Origin of the sequence: Streptomyces sp. WAC 04229 (genome assembly GCF_003947455.1) — a bacterium.
Taxonomy (GTDB): Bacteria; Actinomycetota; Actinomycetes; order Streptomycetales; family Streptomycetaceae; genus Streptomyces.
In genome coordinates this window covers 1-17,272 of the sequence record NZ_QHJH01000046.1, presented here as the reverse complement: position 1 = coordinate 17,272, position 17,272 = coordinate 1, and the positions used below count along the sequence as shown (strand labels likewise).

The 17,272-nt window shown below is 68.2% G+C and carries 23 protein-coding genes and 1 pseudogene; 16 read left to right on the top strand and 8 right to left on the bottom strand.

The genetic code is table 11. The annotated features are described in order from the left end of the window. Window positions 1-291 precede the first annotated feature (291 nt). A pseudogene (locus DMH12_RS15365) lies at window positions 292-450 on the top strand (dCTP deaminase); the annotation flags it as partial. A gap of 951 nt (window positions 451-1,401) precedes the next feature. Here the strand turns inward: DMH12_RS15365 and DMH12_RS15360 are convergent. Genes DMH12_RS15360 through DMH12_RS15345 form a run of 4 tightly spaced genes read right to left on the bottom strand, consistent with a single transcriptional unit; the run spans window position 1,402 to window position 2,810 of the window. After that, entirely contained in the window at window positions 1,402-1,800 is a 399-nt protein-coding gene (locus DMH12_RS15360; protein WP_125492135.1) for a hypothetical protein, read from the bottom strand. Between the two features lie 12 nt (window positions 1,801-1,812). Then, complete coding sequence (locus DMH12_RS15355) at window positions 1,813-2,136, bottom strand: hypothetical protein (RefSeq protein WP_125492134.1); 324 nt, start codon at window positions 2,134-2,136, stop codon at window positions 1,813-1,815. Window positions 2,137-2,146: 10 nt separating this feature from the next. Continuing rightward, window positions 2,147-2,383, bottom strand: a complete 237-nt coding sequence (locus tag DMH12_RS15350; RefSeq protein ID WP_125492133.1) for a hypothetical protein — start codon at window positions 2,381-2,383, stop codon at window positions 2,147-2,149. A 10-nt stretch (window positions 2,384-2,393) separates the two neighbouring features. Further along, a complete protein-coding gene (locus tag DMH12_RS15345) occupies window positions 2,394-2,810 on the bottom strand; it encodes a hypothetical protein (RefSeq protein WP_125492132.1) in 417 nt (138 codons plus the stop codon). A gap of 177 nt (window positions 2,811-2,987) precedes the next feature. On the opposite strand from DMH12_RS15345, the gene DMH12_RS15340 reads away from it, so the two are divergent. Both DMH12_RS15340 and DMH12_RS15335 read left to right on the top strand, forming a co-directional pair. Next, window positions 2,988-4,094 (top strand): tyrosine-type recombinase/integrase, encoded by a 1,107-nt coding sequence (locus DMH12_RS15340; protein ID WP_125492131.1) that lies wholly within the window; start codon window positions 2,988-2,990, stop codon window positions 4,092-4,094. Then, window positions 4,091-5,524 carry a hypothetical protein gene (locus tag DMH12_RS15335; protein WP_125492130.1) on the top strand — a complete coding sequence of 478 codons (1,434 nt, stop codon included), beginning with the start codon at window positions 4,091-4,093 and terminating at the stop codon, window positions 5,522-5,524. Before DMH12_RS15340 ends, DMH12_RS15335 begins: the two co-directional genes overlap by 4 nt. Before the next feature lie 19 nt (window positions 5,525-5,543). On the opposite strand, the gene DMH12_RS15330 is transcribed toward DMH12_RS15335, so the two are convergent. Continuing rightward, complete coding sequence (locus DMH12_RS15330) at window positions 5,544-6,404, bottom strand: hypothetical protein (protein WP_125492129.1); 861 nt, start codon at window positions 6,402-6,404, stop codon at window positions 5,544-5,546. A gap of 279 nt (window positions 6,405-6,683) precedes the next feature. Here DMH12_RS15330 and DMH12_RS15325 point away from each other — a divergent pair, with 279 nt between their 5' ends. After that, on the top strand, window positions 6,684-7,427 hold the full coding sequence (locus DMH12_RS15325; RefSeq protein ID WP_125492128.1) for a hypothetical protein: 744 nt from the start codon (window positions 6,684-6,686) through the stop codon (window positions 7,425-7,427). Between the two features lie 11 nt (window positions 7,428-7,438). On the opposite strand, the gene DMH12_RS15320 is transcribed toward DMH12_RS15325, so the two are convergent. The 3 genes from DMH12_RS15320 to DMH12_RS15310 form a co-directional block, all read right to left on the bottom strand. Continuing rightward, window positions 7,439-7,630, bottom strand: a complete 192-nt coding sequence (locus DMH12_RS15320) for a DUF6011 domain-containing protein (protein WP_125492127.1) — start codon at window positions 7,628-7,630, stop codon at window positions 7,439-7,441. Continuing rightward, window positions 7,620-8,207 (bottom strand): GIY-YIG nuclease family protein, encoded by a 588-nt coding sequence (locus tag DMH12_RS15315; protein ID WP_125492126.1) that lies wholly within the window; start codon window positions 8,205-8,207, stop codon window positions 7,620-7,622. Before DMH12_RS15315 ends, DMH12_RS15320 begins: the two co-directional genes overlap by 11 nt. Window positions 8,208-8,371: 164 nt before the next feature. Then, window positions 8,372-8,800: a hypothetical protein gene (locus DMH12_RS15310; RefSeq protein WP_125492125.1), complete on the bottom strand. Its 429-nt coding sequence runs from the start codon at window positions 8,798-8,800 to the stop codon at window positions 8,372-8,374. A 222-nt stretch (window positions 8,801-9,022) separates the two neighbouring features. Between DMH12_RS15310 and DMH12_RS15305 the strand changes: the two genes are divergently transcribed. The 12 genes from DMH12_RS15305 (at window position 9,023) to DMH12_RS39080 (ending at window position 17,260) form a co-directional block, all read left to right on the top strand. After that, complete coding sequence (locus DMH12_RS15305; RefSeq protein ID WP_125492124.1) at window positions 9,023-9,910, top strand: hypothetical protein; 888 nt, start codon at window positions 9,023-9,025, stop codon at window positions 9,908-9,910. An 11-nt stretch (window positions 9,911-9,921) separates the two neighbouring features. Next, window positions 9,922-10,827, top strand: a complete 906-nt coding sequence (locus tag DMH12_RS15300; RefSeq protein ID WP_125492123.1) for a Rad52/Rad22 family DNA repair protein — start codon at window positions 9,922-9,924, stop codon at window positions 10,825-10,827. Then, window positions 10,827-11,687 (top strand): hypothetical protein, encoded by an 861-nt coding sequence (locus DMH12_RS15295; RefSeq protein ID WP_125492122.1) that lies wholly within the window; start codon window positions 10,827-10,829, stop codon window positions 11,685-11,687. Before DMH12_RS15300 ends, DMH12_RS15295 begins: the two co-directional genes overlap by 1 nt. A 91-nt stretch (window positions 11,688-11,778) precedes the next feature. Next, window positions 11,779-12,018, top strand: coding sequence for a hypothetical protein (locus DMH12_RS15290; RefSeq protein ID WP_125492121.1), 240 nt, complete (start codon window positions 11,779-11,781; stop codon window positions 12,016-12,018). A gap of 75 nt (window positions 12,019-12,093) precedes the next feature. Next, on the top strand, window positions 12,094-12,381 hold the full coding sequence (locus DMH12_RS15285) for a hypothetical protein (protein WP_125492120.1): 288 nt from the start codon (window positions 12,094-12,096) through the stop codon (window positions 12,379-12,381). 74 nt (window positions 12,382-12,455) lie between these two features. Beyond that, window positions 12,456-13,238 (top strand): WhiB family transcriptional regulator, encoded by a 783-nt coding sequence (locus DMH12_RS15280; RefSeq protein ID WP_185832330.1) that lies wholly within the window; start codon window positions 12,456-12,458, stop codon window positions 13,236-13,238. Further along, a complete protein-coding gene (locus DMH12_RS15275; RefSeq protein ID WP_125492118.1) occupies window positions 13,235-13,660 on the top strand; it encodes a hypothetical protein in 426 nt (141 codons plus the stop codon). Before DMH12_RS15280 ends, DMH12_RS15275 begins: the two co-directional genes overlap by 4 nt. Before the next feature lie 345 nt (window positions 13,661-14,005). Continuing rightward, window positions 14,006-14,392 carry a hypothetical protein gene (locus DMH12_RS15270; protein WP_125492117.1) on the top strand — a complete coding sequence of 129 codons (387 nt, stop codon included), beginning with the start codon at window positions 14,006-14,008 and terminating at the stop codon, window positions 14,390-14,392. A gap of 324 nt (window positions 14,393-14,716) precedes the next feature. Then, complete coding sequence (locus DMH12_RS15265) at window positions 14,717-15,862, top strand: cell wall protein (RefSeq protein ID WP_125492116.1); 1,146 nt, start codon at window positions 14,717-14,719, stop codon at window positions 15,860-15,862. Continuing rightward, window positions 15,859-16,644, top strand: coding sequence for a DciA family protein (locus tag DMH12_RS15260; protein WP_125492115.1), 786 nt, complete (start codon window positions 15,859-15,861; stop codon window positions 16,642-16,644). Before DMH12_RS15265 ends, DMH12_RS15260 begins: the two co-directional genes overlap by 4 nt. A gap of 18 nt (window positions 16,645-16,662) precedes the next feature. Beyond that, on the top strand, window positions 16,663-17,031 hold the full coding sequence (locus tag DMH12_RS15255) for a helix-turn-helix domain-containing protein (protein ID WP_125492114.1): 369 nt from the start codon (window positions 16,663-16,665) through the stop codon (window positions 17,029-17,031). Between the two features lie 70 nt (window positions 17,032-17,101). Continuing rightward, entirely contained in the window at window positions 17,102-17,260 is a 159-nt protein-coding gene (locus DMH12_RS39080; protein WP_185832329.1) for a hypothetical protein, read from the top strand. Window positions 17,261-17,272 lie beyond the last annotated feature (12 nt).

The window sequence follows — 17,272 nt, the reverse complement described above, 5'->3', positions numbered from 1 at the left end:
CCTGTTCGCTGGCCATTTCTGTATGACAAGAATAGCTTGGCGACACGAGGTTGTCTATGAAGTTCGGCAGGTGGGTGCTAGTTTCTGTATGACAGCAACCGATGGAGGAGACATGGCAGGCAGGCCCGCAACCGGGCAGACGCCGGCGATCTCGTTCCGGCCGCCCGTCGCGCTCCGCCAGGAGCTGGACAAGTTGGCCAAGTCAGATGGACGGGACCGCTCAGACGTTCTCATTGAGGCAGTGCACGACTGGGTGAGGAAGAGGAAGCGGGAACTCGGGGCAGCGCCTCAGGCATGAAGATCGGGCAGATCTGCTTCTTCCAGCTCACGTCGGCGGCAGAGCATCCGTACGGCAGCGCGGTGCGCGGGTCCCGGTATCAGGGGCAGCGCGGGCCGACCGCATCCCGGTCCTGGCAGAACTTCCACCGCACGGAGATTCCAACTCCCTGATGCAGAGGATGAATGAGACCGCTTCCCCGTCGGCGGGAGCTCTCCGAACGACGATGGCCCCCGCCACGGCGGGGGCCATCGAGGCTCTTTTCGCGGTCAGTGGCGGCTCTGCCACCACATGATCAGGAGGCTTACGGCGCCGCTCCCGACGCCGTACGACACGCCCCGGACCATGTGATCGTGGACAAGACGTCCATGGCGGCGTGGCCATTCCCGCAGGTAGCGGACTATCCCGGCCCGTCGGGTGTCCACCTCCTGTCCGTTCTTGTTACGCTGCTTCACGGTGTTCTTTCCCTGCCTTTCTCTGCTCTGGCTGGTGGGACATCGCGCAGGGAGCCCTCCCGACACTGGGCCTGAGAAACTTCGCGTCGGGGATGGGCTCCTTCTGCGTGAACTAGCCTACCGGCGGGCTGTGATATTGCGAGAACACATCACAGCGCGAAGGCCCTGGGGACGGGCGTCTTGACGGTCTGTCACTGATCCAGTAGGGCAGATGAGCACAGGCGACTACAGAAGCCGACAGAACGCCATAGCAGCCCGGAGCCTTCCACCGACCCGCCCACCCGCGTGTGAGGACTGACACATTTTCCTCGCACGACGTGGAACACTCCGATCTTGAGGTCAGTTTGGGCATGGCTGTCTCCTTCCGTTCGTCGCGCGATGCGGTGGATGAGGAGACGGTAGAGGAAGACCACGTGCTCGCGTGCGGAGGGTCTGCAAAACGCGCCGTGCACCTGCTTGGAGAGAACTGCCGCAGGTCACGACCGGGCAGTCACGGGAATTAACGGGAACTCGGCAAGATTCCGCAAGCAGCCGCGAGTATCCGCGAGGTATTTCCAGGTACCTCTAGCCTGCGGCTCACCGAGTTGTCCGGTTCTCACCGTCGACCAGTAGCCTGCATGACGACGCCCCGGCCTGCTTACCTCAGGCCGGGGCGCCATCACGTCTCGATCAGCAGAATTCCACCGGGACACTCTCGCGGGCGCACAGCTCCAGAAGCTGCACCAGTTCCGCACCAGTCTTCTGGTCATAGTCCCACCCGGGGTCGTCACCGGGTTCGACTCCACACCCAATCTCTTGCAGCGCCCGCTGTAGGGCGGGTGCCAGTTCGGATGCCTGCTGTGGGGTCAGTTCGCCATCGCAGTCGCTGTGGTCCAGGAGGTGTCGGAGCGGGCTGGGCACCGTGGTCCAGTCGCCGTCGCCACCGAACCCGTGCATCTGGTCCAGGTCGACGCCGATGTGCTGGGCCAGCCGCCTCCGGAACTGCCCGAAGCCGAGGTATGACCAGGATGGCCACGGGTCGTTGGGGAGGCGGCCTTCTTCGCGTCCTACGCGAAGATCAAGTCCCATGGGTCGGTGTCCTCACTTGTCGGTGGCGCGGTCGGCGGCGGCTGCGCGCACGACAGCCATCTCGCGGTCCAGCCAGCACCGGCATTCGCCCCGGCAGTGATCGCAGACGCCGATAAGGTCGTGCTTCCGCTCCACGCAGGCGGCCCCGCACGGGTTCCCTGTGATGCGTTCAGCGGCCAGCTCGACCTGGTGAGGCGAGTAGAGGCCGCTGCCGCCCTTCAGGTAGTAGCCGTTGTCCGTGGCGAACATGCGGACGGACGACACGGTCAGCGTCTGCCCCGACTCCGGGCCTTCCAGGACGCGGACCTGGTCCCCGGCCTTGTGGTACTTCCCCATGGTCGGCTCCTCATTTCTCGGTGGCGGCTTGGGCCGCGCGGATCTCTTCGGCGGTCACGGTCTCGAACCACCGCCACAGGCCGCCCTCCCACTGCTCCACCTTCGCAGCGGTGGCCGGGCTGTCGCCGCCGAGGCTGGCGCGGACGAACGCGAAGGTCTTGGCCTCGCTGGTGAACGAGGACGTTGCCTCCACGTCCGGGCCGGTGACGGTCACCCGCCACGGCTTCGACGGCTTCCTCACGGTCATGTCGGTGTCCTCACTTCTTGGCGTTCTTGATGGCGGTGTAGAAGGTCTGCACGAGGTTGTCCGGCATCCGATAACCGACGACCTTTCCGAACCCGGGCCCCTGCGGCTCGATCGGCGCCTGCATCCCGGCCGGCCACCGTCCGAGGGTCGCTCCCCGTTGGAGTGCCGTCTTCAGTGCGGCGCTGTGACCGCGCAGGCTGGAGTTCTCACTGTCGCGCAACTCCTCGGCGGGCACGTACCCGTCGCGGGTGACCGCCTCCTCCAGGATTCGGCGCGCCCTGAGCGGCAGGGAGAGGTAGTAGCTCTCGGCGCGGGGGATGGTCCAGTGGTTGTCCTCCTCCACATCGGCGGCGTACTCCGAGAGAAGGGCGAGGAGGCGTTCTTGGAACTCTCCGGTGGGCTGGTCGATCGTGACGGTGATCCGCATGTCGCCTTCCGTACAACGGACGTGAGTAGATATCAGGCTTACGAGACGAGCATCCCGCGCGGGGTCTCATTCGTCAAGCCTCTATCCTCCTTTACGTAACGAGTGGTCCCTTGCCAGGGGAACACGCTCGAAGATCTCTGGTATCACTTTCCATAACTCCACTTAAGGAAAGTGCTAGTGCCCGGATCCGAAATCGAACCCGTCTACGACGCCGAGATCGTCACAACCGAGGACCGGCTCCCCGCCGTCCCCGAAGTGGTCGACGTCAACGACACCCTCACCGCCGAAGCAGCCGAAGACCTCGCCAACAGCGGCCGCGAGAATACCCGCCAGACTTACAGGGACCAGTGGAAGGCGTTCGCCCGCTGGTGCGCCGCCAACAGCCGCATCCCCGGACCGCCAACCACCTCCACGAACCTGACGTCCTACGTCTCGCACCTCCGCCGCAAGGACACCCCGCCCGGCACCCTCCGCCTGGCCATCACCTCCGTCCGCCACATGAACGCCCGCGCCGGCCACGAGGACACCCCGGACACCGCGGCCGCCCTGAAGATCTACCAGGACCACCGCTACGCCTGGGCCGCCTCCGGCAAGGGGCAGAAGTCCTCCGCACCCGTCGACCTCGAACGCCTCCGGCAGATGCTGGCCGTCTGCTCCCCCGGAACGCTCGCCGGGCAGCGCAACCGAGTCCTGCTGCTCCTGGGCTACTACATCCGCGCCCGTGCCTCCGAGCTCGCAGCCCTGCGCATCGGCGACCTCGAGTTCGTCTCCGCCCAGCTGATCGTCATCACCAAGCGCGTCAGCAAGAACGACAAAAGCAGTGACGGCCGGGAGTACGAGGTCGACGACCCCGACACCCTCGCCGCGCTCCGCGACTGGCTGGCGTCCCTGAAGACCGCCGGCCAGGCTTCACCGTCCTTGCCCCTCCTGCGCAGCGTCGACATGTGGGGCAACCTCGGACCGGCCAACAAGGGGGGTCAGGGACTCACTCGGCAGGCCATCAACAACCTCGTAAAGACGATCGCCAAGACCGCCCAGGTCGACGTCGCCGACGCCATCACCGCCCACGGCCTCCGCGCCGGCGTCCCCACCGACCTCGGCGCCGCCGGCTACAGCGCAGCCGAGATCAAGGACGTCACCGGCGACTGGACCAGCGACGAGATGGTGGACCGCTACCGCAAGGTCGGTCTGCGTCGCGCCGGCAAGCGAGCCGACTCCGCCCACCGCGCCGCCGCCCTGTCCATGCTCCGCATCAACGCCCAGACCGAAGAGGCCACCGAATGAACGCGCCAACCCTGACTGGCACCCTGTACGAGCTCATCGACCCGCGCGATGGCCGTACCCGGTACATAGGCCAGACCACCAAACCACTGCCCGTACGCCTGGCAGGCCACCTCAACAACCCGTCCCGCAAGGTGGGCCCCTGGGTAACGGAACTGGCAGCAGCGGGCTTGCAACCCTCCATCGCGTCGATCCGCGACGCCATCCCCGCCGCAGACCTGCTCGCCGTCGAACGGGAGGAGATCACACGGAGACTGCTGAACGGAGAGCAGCTGCTCAACGAGGCGGCCACTGGTGAGGCCCGCAAGGTGATCCGTCGCCGCGAGGAGGACGCTCGCAAGGAGCGCTACCGGGCCGCCTGGGAGCACGTCGCACACCAGACGCGCTCAGTAGTTGGAGGGCCGCTCGCGCCGGGGACCCTGCCCGCCGTTGAGCTACCGGAAGGGCTGTGGGCAGGCCTGCCGAACCTGTGGCAGGCACAGGAGGACATCGACGCCCGCAGAGAGTCGACGGCCAACGGACCGATCGACATGGAGGTCATCGAAATGGAGGTACGCCTGCTCGACGTGCAAAACCGACTGTCTTCCGCCCTCTCGGACCGTGTGCTGCCGGGCTGGCCCCGCCTGTGGAACGTGGCCGACGACGACACTGCGGAGACCATCAAAGACCTTGTCGGAGGGGTCATCACGACCAGGACCGCGACACCGGACGACGCAGCGCGACTTGTCGCACTGGCCCCGTGGTGCGTGGTGGCCGTCAGCCCATGGGCGTCGCTGGCAGACCGGGCCGGCATCTCCCTGGACCCCGCCAACTTCATTGCCTGGGTCTCCAGCGACCCCGAAGTCCAAGAAGCACTGCACTTCGTCGGCAGGGTGCGCCCGAACCTCTTCAAGACCCTGGCGCGCATGGATCCGCCGTACGACCGCATGCGCATGTCGGACTACCTGGCCTTCACTACCGCCGCACACGCCCCCTTCGACCTCCCCGAAGAACTGCACCGAGACGCACTCACGCTCCTGCGAGACATCGGCCGCCAGAAGATGCTCACCGCACCGATGGCCGGACTGCTCTCCACCCTCGACCCGGAAGCCCTGGACGACCTGTTCGGGCGGGACATCGCATCCAGCGCCGACCGCGACCTGGGCCTACCCGCAGGCACTGCTGCCGCCGTCCTGGGCTACGTCCTGGAGACTGGGCCCTCATCATTCGGGACACTGGATCGCGTGGTGATCCGCGCAACCGGCAAGCTGCCCACTCGGTTCCCTGACTACAGCTCCTGGCGGGGCAAGAGCATCCGCCGAGCCGAGGCCCTCGTCTACACGCTCGTCGGCGCTGGACTACTGGAAGCCCCGGACGGTCAGACGCCGGCGGACATCGTGGACCGGGCCCGCGCCATGTGGCAGCAGGACCACGCTGCTCTCGATCGGATCTAGATGCCAGAGCCCGCTCGGTTCACGACGGCGGCGGCGTGTCCCAGAACCCGGTGTGGGCGACGGTGTCCGCGGTGACGGGTGGGGTGCGTTGGGCGAGGAGGGTGTGGGTGGCGGCCATCTGCCGGATGATCATGTTGGGGTATCCGGAGTCGAGGGGCCGGCCGCCCTGCACGGTGATCAGGTTGTGGACGTCGTCGGCGGGGCGGATGCGGTGGGGGAGGTACTCGACCAGCGCGGCCACCGTGAGGGGTTCGAGGACGTGTTTCTTGCCGACGGCTTCGTATTCGTAGTCGGGGGCTCGGACTTCCCATACGCCGGTGCCGAGGTCGTAGAGGTGTCGCATGTCGACGCGGGAGACTTCGGCCGGCCGCAGGCCTTCGAGGAGGAGGTAGGCGATCAATCGGTCTCGGCGGTAGTAGCGGGCGCGGTCGGGGCCCCACATGCCGATGCAGGTGAGGAGGACGGCGCGTTCCATGGGGGTGAGGCGGCGGGGTGGGCTGGCGTCGCGGTCGACGCCGCTGCGGAGCATGGTGAGGTCGGGGGTGAGGCGGATGGCGCCGCGGTCCTTGGCAGCTTCGTAGTACTGGGTGAGGGCGGTGATCCTGCGGTCGTGGGTGAGTGCGGCGGCGGGGTGGTGTTCGGCGACGTGGGCGAGGGCGTCGGGTCCGTCGAAGGGCCGTCCGTCCAACTGTCGGGTGAGGAGGGTGCCGGTCCAGGCGGCGAAGTCCTCGATGCCGCACCGGTAGGGGTCGACCGGCGGGCGCTGCATGGCGCACCAGGTGAGCCAGCGGTCGACTTCGCGCTGGTACTCGATGCGACTGGAGGACCGCAGGTGGGTTGCGGTGTCGAGCCAGGTGTCGAGGAGCGTGCGCGGGTCCATGCCGTTCATTGTGCCCGCCCCACACCCGTGATCAAGATATTGGGTAAAACCTCGGACCCACCACCCACTGGGGGAGGTCGTGTGGGCGAGGGGCGGCTGGTTCCGCGCCGTGCACCACAACGGGGCTCCTGAGCTGGGGTGTCCCGAGGTTTTACTGAAAGATCAGGATGGTGGTTGGAGGGGGGCCGGCCGGGCAGGGCCGGGGCTGTACGGATCACGCTACGGGGGATTTGGGGAGACCTTCCCTCGGCTCGCCCGCCCTGTGGAAGGCTGACGACCATGACGACCACAGGCGACGAAGACCTGCCCGTTCCCAGTGAGGCCTTCGCCCGCGCGATGCAGCCCACCCTGGACCGGATCCGGGAGGCCATGGCCCGGGACCAACAGGCACGCTTCGAGCAGATGCGCATAGCCATCACGCCGATGACCCGGTTGCAGACCACCTGGGACCGCTACGTACGAGACGTACTCGTGCCGGCGCAGGAAGCCCGCAACAACCAGGCCCACCAGGTGGTTCAGTCCTGGCTCGACAGCTACCGCACCCAGTACCAGTCCGCCCGGTGGCAGTCCCCCCTCCTCCAGGCAGCGGCCCGTGCAGCAGCCGGCTTCGACACCACCGGCCTGAACCGTCTCCTGCACGACGTAGACGCGTGGCGCGCGCTGAGCGACGAACAGCGGACAGCCACCGTGGCCGCCGCGGAGAGCGCATATCTGTCCGCCGACGAGGACGCCGTACCGGACGACCTGGTCGCCGAGCTGGAGGAGACTGCCCGCGAGTTCGCCGGCGGCGACGTCCAGTACCTACCGATTGAGGTGCGCCGTCAGTCGTTCGTCCTGTTCGTCGGAACCGTCGTCCTGCTGGCCCTGATGACGCTGTCGTTCTCCAACGACACGGCCGACGAGGTCATGGCCAAGGCCCTGGAAGTCGGCCCTGCCGTGGGACTGGTTGCCCTGGCCGCCGGACGCGCCTGGGACCGCAACTACGGTGTACGCCGAGACGACGACAACGGCGAGGACTCCTGACGAGGGATCGCCTACAGGCCGGGTATCGGCTCCTGGTCGACGTCGTACCGGCCGTAGCCGTGGCGCGGCTCGGGATCGCATTCCGGGCCGAGGCGCCGGCTGCGCGAGGTCTCGTCAGAAAGTTCCCGGCCGCAGGTCCGGCACCAGATACGGGCGCGGCCGCCGGGGTCGATGAGCAGCGTCTCCTGCCGTCTACTGACCATGCGGCCAGTGTGGGCTCTCGGCGGCGATCGGTCCCTCGCCAGCGGCTGCACGCAGCTCGTTGATGTAGGCGATGAGGTCCGGACCGGGGTGGAACCACTCCCGCCTTTCGGCTAGGAGGTGCTTGAAGCGGCGGTGCAGCTGCCGTTCGCGGACGATGTCCCCGGGTTCGGTGGCGAGGGACCGCGTCACCAGGGCCTTCATGCGCTTCTTCAGGTCGGTCGTCCATCCGATCTTTATGAGGCGTTCCCGACGGGCGAAGTAGACGAGCGGGGCGTGCTGCATGTTCTGCGGGATCGGGGTGAGGGCGTAGCCGTATCGGCGGTACAGGGTGATCGGGCTGCGCTGTAGCGCGTCTTCCAGCTCTTGGAATTTTGCTGGTGCGGCAATCTGGGCGAGGAGGCTGGCTGCTTCGTCCTGGTGCTCGGGGCAGAACTGCAAGGGTTCCTTGGTCGTGGCGAGGGTGCGGCATTCTCCGAATGTGCAGCGCCGGCTGGCGGCTCGCAGTTCGTCGATACGGATGCGTGCTCCGCAGCCGCAGCGAAAGGCGTTGCGTCCTGAGCGTCCGTCGAGGTGCATGGATCGGCCGCATCCGCATCTGACGGCGAATCTCGACACAGTTACGTTCTCCCAGTTCAGCGAAGGGGGGTGGTGCTTGGGGACTTGATTTTGTAGACTGCCGTCACGCACTTCGTGTGACTAGGCCACCTCCCCCGTACCGGGGTTGGTGGCCTTCGTCGTTCCTAGGCGGCGAGGCGAACGCGGGGCCGGTAGTCGGCGTCGTCCTTGTCGCGGGCCAGCTCGTAGAAGAAGAGGGCCTGGACGTCGTCGGTGGGCTGGTGCTGCGGGGGCGCGTAGGTGGTGTTGGCGGGGTGCTGGAGGGTGTAGCTGATGCGGTGTTGGGTGTAGGAGAGCACGCCCGCCAGGTGGAATTCCCTGCGCTCGCCGCGGAGCCGGCACATGGCGATGATGACGATGCCGCCGCCGCGGATCTCGCCGGTCTTGGTGATGCGGACGCTGGTGGTGCGGAGTTCGATGATCTCGATGGTTCGCACGGTGGGCTCGGTTTCGCCGGGCTTGAGGTAGGTGATGGTGACGGCGTGCTGACGGTCCAGGCTGCGGTAGAGGTCCGCGAGGGTCTTGGTCTGGGTCTGGCGTGCGGTCAGCTTCACTGTGGGCTCCCCGTGTTGGTGCGGTGCATCCACCCTAACGCGATACACATTGCAGCGCAACGTGTAGTGATGTACTGTAGTGGTTGTCGGGACGCCGTCCCGCCTGCCACCCCCTTAGACGTGGCGGTGCAACGCAGATTGGAGGACACTGGCGTGAACAACGCCCCCACGCGTCCGCCCACCTACCGATTCGGGCGGAGCACCAAGAGAGGACACCGCCTCGTGCCCCGTTCCGCTGCCTCCCAGCGCCTCGAGACCGCCGCCGCCCAGCTGGAGCAGGCCGCCGGCCTGTTGGGCGAGTCCGGCACCTTGTCCTCGGAGGACAGGGAGGCATACCTGGAGTCCGCGCATTACGTCCGGCTGGTCGCCGGCCCGGGTGGGTGGAGGCGTCTCCAGGCGTCGGGCGGCTCGAGCGGCCCGACGAAGAACATGGCGCTGACGCTCGACAAGAACCTGAAGGGCGCCCTGGTGGCCGCGTCGGAGGAGTTCGAGACGCCGCTGAGCCAGGTGGTCGCTGAGGGCTTCCAGGCCGTGTTGAACGGTACGTGGACGCCGCCGCGGGTGCCCCGGAACCTGAATGCGGAGCTGGCGACGCTGAACGTGCGGGTCGATAAGGGGCTGGCCGATCAGGTGCAGGCTCTGGCGGTGGAGCTTCAGGAGCGGCTGGGGTACCGGGTGAACCAGTCCCGGATCGCGGTGTCGTATCTGGCCTGGGATCTCGGTGTGGAGCAGCCGGGTGTCGGTGAGGACGTTCTGTATCTGGCTTTGCCGAAGCCGTTGGCTGAGTATCTGGAGTCTCGTGCGGCGTCGGAGGGTGTGACGCTGCGGGAGGTTGCGGAGGACGGCATCCGGGCTCTGCTGGATGGTTCGTGGTCTCCGGAGTTTACGGAGCGTCCGCGGACGGCTTCTGGCACGTACAAGGCGCAGTATGCGTCGGGTCCGAACGGGGAGGTCGAGAGGGCTGGCATGTCGATCCGTGTGGACGGCGAGCTGCTGGATTCCCTCCGTGAGTGGGTGGCGCGGATGGCGCAGGACGTCGACTTTCCGATGCACCCGGGGAAGGTCGTCCGACGGATTCTGACGGACCGGCTGGGAGACCCCGCCGCGTAGGACTTCTGGGCGTGGCCGGCCTGGACGCCGACTTCTGGGCCGGGACCCTGCCGTATCTCATCACTGCACAACCTCATAGGAGTGACCTCATGGCGCAAGCCGTTGAGGCCCCCGCCGGGACGATGGCGGAGGGCCCCACCTCGCACACCCAAAATCAGGCCGGACGTTTCTCCCCGTACCAGCTGCGGATGCTCCACGGCGGTATCCACGCCAACCGGGTCCGCATGCTCCGCGGCATGGCCCACCTCGAAGCGTGGGACGTCCGACGGCAGCTCATCCGTGTCTTCGGGTTCGGCGGGTTCTCCATCGACACCGTCAGCCTGGACCTGGTCTCCGAGCGGGAGACGAAGAACGGTGAACGGTCGAAGTGGACCATCGTGTACCGAGCGCAGGTTCGTCTGACGCTGTACACCCCCGACGGCCGGAAGATCACGCACTTCGAGGACGCAGCCGCAGGTGACGCCATCAACCAGCCGTCCATCGGTGATGCGCACGACCTGGCGATGAAGACCGCGGTGTCGCAGGCCTTGAAGCGGTGTGCGGTGAACCTGGGGGACCAGTTCGGTCTGTCGCTGTACAACAACGGGTCGTCGGATCCGGTGGTGCACTTCTCGGCTGCGCATCCGCCGCAGGAGTGGAAGCCGGTGGAGCCGCCGGCGCCGGAGCCGGAGGACCCGCCGGTGCAGCCGGAGCCGCAGGCTGCGAGCGCTTCCCCGGAGGCTGTTGCGGAGCCGACCGCGGCTCAGGGGCGGGACTACCTGCATGAGGCGCACGAGGCGCCGGATGCGGCCACGGTGCGCCGTATCTGGCAGGCGGCTCGGGCGGATGGCGCGGTTGAGGAGTACCTGGCGCAGATCGCTGAGGTGGGCAAGGGGAAGGCCGCGCAGGGCGGCGACACGGAGAGGAGCGCCGCCTGATGGCCGGCGAGCGGGAGCACGGCTATGCCCGCTACCGCTTGGACGGATGCCGCTGCTACATTTGCGGGTTTGCCCGCAGCGAGTACGACGAGAACCGGTCGAAGGCCATCACGGCTGGCACGTGGCAGCCGTGGGTGGACGCCGAACCGGTCCGTATCCACCTCCGCCACCTCCAGTCCTGCGCCATGGGCCTGCGCACGATCGCGGCACAGGCCGGCGTGGCCCGACGGAGCCTCCAGGCGATTCTGTCTGGGCGGTCGGATCGGGGCAGTGGACCGCAGGAGCGGGTCCGGCCGGATCTGGCCGCCGCCGTCCTGGCCGTGGAGCCGGTGCTGGAGAACCTGGCGCCCTCCACGCCGGTGAGCCCTGTGGGAACGCGGCGCCGCGTTCAGGCGCTGGTTGCTATGGGCTGGCCTCAGCAGCATCTGGCTGAGTACCTAGCGATGCGGCCGGGGAACTTCAGCATGATGCTGAACCGGGAGCACGTCCTGGTCGGCCGGGTGTTGCAGGTTCGAGCGATGTACGACGCTCTGTGGCGGGTCGATCCGGGAGAGGCTGGGGCGACGGCTGCCGGTGTCACCCGGGCCAGGAGGCATGCGGCTGAGCGGGGCTGGCCTCCGGTGGGGGCGTGGGATGACGACACGATCGATGATCCCGATGCGTTTCCGGACTGGACCGGCCGGTGCGGTACGGAGGAGGGCTACCAGGCGCACTACGTGCTGGGTATCCCGTATTGCGGGCCGTGCCGGTCGGCGCATAGTGCGGCCAAGCGGCGGCAGCGCCTGGCCAGGCGATCGTCGCTCGCGGTGACGCCTGTTGGCGCTAGGAACGCCATGGTGCCCCTGCCGAAGTCTGCTTGATCTGACCTGGGGCGTCGCCTCCTTGAAGTCCCCGTCTTGGGGCGTCTGCTTCACCCATCCCGTTCCGGCGGCTGCCGGTTGGAGGTTCGTCATGCCTGTTTCCGTGTGGTGGCTGCTGGGCCTGCTGGTGGTGTCGGCGGCTGGCTGGTGGTGGGAGGCGCGTCGTGAGCGGCGCCGGCCGTCGTCGTACCGCCGCCTGTGGGAGGCGGAGATGGACGCCTGGCGGCGGCTGCCGAACGAGGTACAGGCCGCCCGGGATGAGGCGGCCCTGGACGCGGGGGAGGCGGCGGAGATCGCCGCGGCCCGCACGAACTCCTTGTACCACCCCTGATCCCTGTTCCTGTTCTGTCCGTTCCTTCCCCTGTTCTTGGAGGTGAGCGCTTTGGGTGCTCGAGCTTGTTTGTGCGTGTCGGCCGTCGTGGCGCTTGCTGCGGCGGCCGCCGCCTTTGGCGTGGTTGCTGTGCGGCGTCGGGAGGCGCGGCTCAGGTGTCGGGCGGTGTCGGCGGAGCTGATGGCCGGCTGCGCGCACCGGGACGGTGCGGCGCTGCGGGCGCAGCTGGATGGGTTCCGACGGCGCCTGGACACGGAGTTGGCGGCGTCGGCGGTCGTGGTGGCTGCCGGCTCGGTGGTGGATGAGGCGTGGGCGTCGGCCCCGTCCGGGATTGATCCGTCTTCGGAGGGAGGAGTGCTGTGACGTCTTCGAGTGCTTTGAGGCAGGCGTGGGAGGACCACCCGCACTACAGGTACCGCGGGTGTGCGGAGGATCAGGTGGAGCGTGGCCGTGCGGCGGGCAATACGTCGCTGTCGCTGGACGCCTGGCATGGGGATGACCGGGACGGGTCGGAGCCGCAGCGGGTGCGGGAGGCCCGGCAGGCGGCGGCAGTGGAGGTGTGCCTGAACTGCCCGGTGATGGTGGCCTGCGACTCGTACGCGAACTCCGTCGTCCGAGAGGCCGGCACACCGCGCCTGGCGGAACCGGACGGTATCTGGGGCGGCAGGACGGCTCTGGAGCGGCATCGGGCGTTCATCAAGCGGCAGCACGAGCTGGTCGCGGCCCCGGACCGGCTGTTGCAGACCCCGCAGAAGCGGGCCCTGTTGCGGGCTTTGGCGCAGTTCTGGCGGCCGGTGGAGGTGGCGGAGGCTGCGGGGTTGCCGGATGTGCGGACGGCGAACTGGCAGCGGTCTCAGGTGACGCGGCTGTTGGGGTTGCCGAAGTCGGTGTCGCGGATGCGGGTGCTGGAGGCGGCCCGGGAGCGGGGCCTGCTGGACGGTGTGACGGTGGTGCCGGATGACGGGTCGGTGCCGGCGGTTCCGGTGGGTGTGGAGGATGTGCTGCTGGAGGTTGGCGGGCAGCTGTTGCTGTGGCCGACGAAGCGGTCTGAGTTCCGGCGGCGTTCGGGGCGTCGGGTGGGTCGGGGTTTCCGGCGGCGGCCGTTGCGGGCGCGGTTTGTGTCGGTGGCGGGTCAGGTGGACCTGGATGTGGCCGAGCTGGATGGCCTGGCCGATGTGCGTGATCTTTTCCCTTCTGAGCCGATGGAGGCCGCAGCATGACCGAGACGACCCCTGCCCCTGTCCCGTCCGCCTCCGGCGATGACGCGGGGTTCGAGACGATGCGCAACGATGCGGTGCTGTGCGGCCGCGCCATGTCGTCGGGGGAGTTCCTGGCGGGGCTGATCGCGAACGCCCAGCTGGAGACGGTGGGCCGTCCGGACAAGCTGGCCCGGGACTTGTGGCCGGACGCGGATCCGGTGCTGATCCAGGCGGTGTGGGATCGGGCGTTGGCGGTCGGCTTCCACGCGGGGCGGGTGTCGGCGGCGCCGCGCATGTTCCGGGATCAGTTGGACCGCCTGGCGGGCGTGTTCGCGAAGGCGGGCTTCCATGCGATGGCCGGGAGTGTGGCGCGGTCGCGACGTCTGGTGGCTCCGGAGGCACCGCCGCATCCGGCGGACGGCGAGACAGAGCACGGGCACTGATAGCCCGTCATGTGCGGTGTGACAAGTGGGATTAGGGACACGGGGGAAGGAGCTGGGACAGATGGCAGGCTCAACGGGTAGCATGTGGTACACGTCAGACGACCGGTCAGGTTCGGTCGCTGACCACAAGACAATAGGAACGGCCCCCGTAGTGGTCCGGATGCTCGCAACATCCGGTACAGGGGCCGGGCCGACACTCAACCAGCTACTGAAGGTGCCGACGATGGCTAAGAGTACCCGGGGTCTATCCCCCTCAGACAGGTCACCCCGAAGTTTGTGCGTATCCGGCGTGAAGATCACACCGCCGACGCAGCCGGGCCCTGTCCCCACTACCCCCGCAGTCGCATGACCGCCCAGGGCGGTGCGGCCAGCGCCCGCGTCTGGGAAGTCACCGTCTCTTGCCCCCGGCCGAAGCCTCGCATCCCCGCGCAGCGGCAGGCATGGCACCTTGAGCCCGAGAGGGCGAAGCGCAGCATCCAAGTCTTCTTCCCTCGTGGCACCTCGCTGACCTTCACGGCGCGCACTGTTCGTCTGCGCACGAGCCTGTCCGAGGCCCAGCTCACTGGCTGGTACGCCCCGCACAACGTGGAGAGGATGCTGGCCGAACTCCTGCACGGCATGTACTTCGACACGGAGCTGTCGGGGGCTTCCGGTCTCCCGCACCCGGTCCGCTTCAACATCGTTAAGCGGATCGACCAGACCCCGCCCATTGAGGGAGATCAAGTGACGTAGCGATCGCTGCGGCGGGAGGTCCTTGTGCCCCTTGGCGGGGGCTCATCCTCTACCGCCTGGCCGCTGGTGTTGGCGCACCGCGCGCGGCCTTCATTCCACGGCTCGAAGTTGGCGCTTCGAGCTAAGGCTCCGGTCTCCCGGAGCGTCCAACAGGTTCTCTCCGAACCATCCGAAGTCCCAACCGGGCCTTCGTCGTACCTCAGCAGTACGGAGACCATAGTGCCTCAGCGCACCCCTTCTTGTCAGCTTGGCGCTTCCCCGGCGCCCGTTTCGCGAGGAACATCCCCCCACACGGGCGACACCCAGTGCCCCCCGCACCCCCTCGTGCACGGCACCGCGAGCCAGCACATCGACCACACCACCTCCCGCCGCAGCGGGCCGAGGAAGTGGCTCCAGGCCGTCACCTGGCTCATCAGCGCAGGCCTCCACCCCAAGGCCAACCACACCACCCTCCGCATCACCGAAGACCTCGCAGCCCGCATGGACTACGACACGGGGCACGTCCGCTACTGCCTCGATGAGATGGCCGCACGGCTCGGCATCTCCCGCGCCTCCATCAAGCGGCACGTCGGCTACCTCCGCGAGCTCGGCGCGCTCGCCTGGGTCCAGCACGGCACCCGCGTGAACATCCGCCGCGCGATGGGGCTCAAGGGCTACGCCGCCACCGCCACCATCTACGCCGCCGTCATCCCCGCCGCCTACGACCACGCCATGGGCCACACCATCATCGGCGCCGGCTACCAGGCCCGCATCGTCATCGACCAGCGCGACCAGCAGACCCCCGTCATCCCCGCCCAGACCCGCTCTGAGCCTGTGGATAACCCGCCTGTGGAAAACCCCGGTCTCGAGGGCCTTGAGCCCCCTTCCCTTACCTGGCTTAGAGAAGAGAGTCAGGTACAGGTAGTAGAGGGTTATAACTACACCTCGCAGGCTCGGCAGCCGAAACCGCGAATCCCCCACCAGAGCACCAGCATCAACGGCCGACGCCGTACCGCGGCTGATGTCCAGAAGGCTGGCAACACGACCCGCCTGGTCCGGGCGATGGTCAACTGGACGCAGGCAGCGCCCCTTCGGCAGCTGGAGTTCGTCCTCCGAGCCTGGACCGACCGCGGCAAGGACGCCTACGAGATCTCCGCCGACCTCAACGGCTGGTGCCACGGCATGCGGTGGAAGCCCACCAACCCGGTCGCGTTCATCAAGGCCAGTCTCGCCGCCGTCCAGGAGCAGCAGCAGGAAGCCCAGGCCGTACAGGCTGCTGCCGACCGGTACGAGCTGGAGAACCCTGCCCAGGGCGCCTTCCAGGCCCGCATCAGCACCCGAATCGACGTGATGGCCGCCAACAGGCAGGGCCTCGCCCGCTACCAGAAGCAGTGCCAGGCCCGCGGCCTCGACGACCTCTCCACCGGCGCCGTCGACACGTGGGACGCCGAAGCCGACATCCTCGCCTTCCTCAACGGGAGCCCCGCATGAGCCAGCAGCCGTCCGGGATCGACCTCGCCCGCGCCGCCCTCGCCGCCGCCCGAGCCGACGCCAAAACCCGGCCCACCCAACCCCAGCGGAAACGCCGCACCACCACCAGCAGCTCCAGCCGCCGGCCCGGCGACCCCATGGGACTCGGCGCCGCCATCACCCGCATGATGACCGAACGCGCCTGGCAGCCCCCCGAGACCGGCGGCAGCATCCTCGACCAGTGGCCCTCGATCGCCCCCGAACTCGCCGACAAAGTCGCCGCCGTCCGCTTCGAGCACGACACCGGCACCCTCCACCTGCGGCCCGCCTCCGACGCCTACGGCGCCCAGCTCCGCCTCCGCCAGCCGCAGATCCTCACCCGCATCCAGCAGACCCCTACCGGCAGCAGCGTCCGCGCGCTGAAGATCCTCGCCCCGGGAGCGGCCGCGCCGGCGCACAGCGAGGGCGCTCCCGAACCGGAGAAGCCCCAGCAGCCGGCGCCGGTCCGGACCCGTGAGACCGCCTCGACCGGCTACCGGCAGGCCCTCGCCGCCGCCCTCGACAACCGTCCCGCACCGCCTCCGGTCAACCCGTACCTCGAGGAAGCACGCCAACGGCAGATAGCCGCCCTCCGCGCCAACCGGCAGCCCGAGAGCGAGCACCGGGACGCAGTGTGGGAGGTCGACCGCCTCGAGACCGCCCAGGCCCGCGACAACGACGCATCCCGCCAGGCCGCCATCGCCCGAGCCCGCCACGAGAAGGCGGGTGGCACCATGCCCCGCAAAGCCTTCGACGCCGCCTGACAAGACACGGAGCACGCATTGACCGAACACCCCCAGCCGGCCAGCCGCTCCAGGCAGGGCGTCATCGAAGCCATCCGCTGGACAGAAGACCACCTCGACCAGAAGTTCAACGTCGAAGACCTCGCCATCCGTGCCCACGTCAGCCGGAAGACCTTCCAGCGCCACTTCCACGCGGTCACAGGCTCCGCACCCCTGGAGTGGCTGATAGCCAGGCGCATAGACCTTGCCAAGCACCTTCTTGAGACCACCAACTTGCCCATCAGGGCCGTCGCACGCCGCTCCGGCTTCCACGGTGAGTCGCTGTTCCGCTACCACTGGCGTCGGCTGATGGGCGGTACACCCTCTGCCTGGCGAACCCACCGCTCCAAAGATCAGCAGTCAGCCTGAGCCAGGGGAACACCCGCCGGATTCTGCGGCACCGTTGCAGCGATCAACACCGCACGAACGGAGACCGCCCATGGCCCACACCCCCGACTGGTCCGACGGCCTGCACGCCCTCGCCGAAGCCGACGAACGCACCTGGCTCGACCAGTGGGCCCGCGGACTCATCAACCCCAACACCCTCGAACCCGCCGCCCCCACGCCCGTTCCCGCCCTCGCCGGAGCCACCCGATGACCGCCCCCGCAC

Coding starts and splice junctions, on each gene's coding strand:
- DMH12_RS15360 (WP_125492135.1), bottom strand. CDS start 1,800: ATGGGACTTGATCTTCGCGTAGGACGCGAAGAAGGCCGCCTCCCCAAC.
- DMH12_RS15355 (WP_125492134.1), bottom strand. CDS start 2,136: ATGGGGAAGTACCACAAGGCCGGGGACCAGGTCCGCGTCCTGGAAGGC.
- DMH12_RS15350 (WP_125492133.1), bottom strand. CDS start 2,383: ATGACCGTGAGGAAGCCGTCGAAGCCGTGGCGGGTGACCGTCACCGGC.
- DMH12_RS15345 (WP_125492132.1), bottom strand. CDS start 2,810: ATGCGGATCACCGTCACGATCGACCAGCCCACCGGAGAGTTCCAAGAA.
- DMH12_RS15335 (WP_125492130.1), top strand. CDS start 4,091: ATGAACGCGCCAACCCTGACTGGCACCCTGTACGAGCTCATCGACCCG.
- DMH12_RS15330 (WP_125492129.1), bottom strand. CDS start 6,404: ATGGACCCGCGCACGCTCCTCGACACCTGGCTCGACACCGCAACCCAC.
- DMH12_RS15325 (WP_125492128.1), top strand. CDS start 6,684: ATGACGACCACAGGCGACGAAGACCTGCCCGTTCCCAGTGAGGCCTTC.
- DMH12_RS15320 (WP_125492127.1), bottom strand. CDS start 7,630: ATGGTCAGTAGACGGCAGGAGACGCTGCTCATCGACCCCGGCGGCCGC.
- DMH12_RS15315 (WP_125492126.1), bottom strand. CDS start 8,207: ATGCACCTCGACGGACGCTCAGGACGCAACGCCTTTCGCTGCGGCTGC.
- DMH12_RS15295 (WP_125492122.1), top strand. CDS start 10,827: ATGGCCGGCGAGCGGGAGCACGGCTATGCCCGCTACCGCTTGGACGGA.
- DMH12_RS15290 (WP_125492121.1), top strand. CDS start 11,779: ATGCCTGTTTCCGTGTGGTGGCTGCTGGGCCTGCTGGTGGTGTCGGCG.
- DMH12_RS15275 (WP_125492118.1), top strand. CDS start 13,235: ATGACCGAGACGACCCCTGCCCCTGTCCCGTCCGCCTCCGGCGATGAC.
- DMH12_RS15270 (WP_125492117.1), top strand. CDS start 14,006: ATGACCGCCCAGGGCGGTGCGGCCAGCGCCCGCGTCTGGGAAGTCACC.
- DMH12_RS15260 (WP_125492115.1), top strand. CDS start 15,859: ATGAGCCAGCAGCCGTCCGGGATCGACCTCGCCCGCGCCGCCCTCGCC.
- DMH12_RS39080 (WP_185832329.1), top strand. CDS start 17,102: ATGGCCCACACCCCCGACTGGTCCGACGGCCTGCACGCCCTCGCCGAA.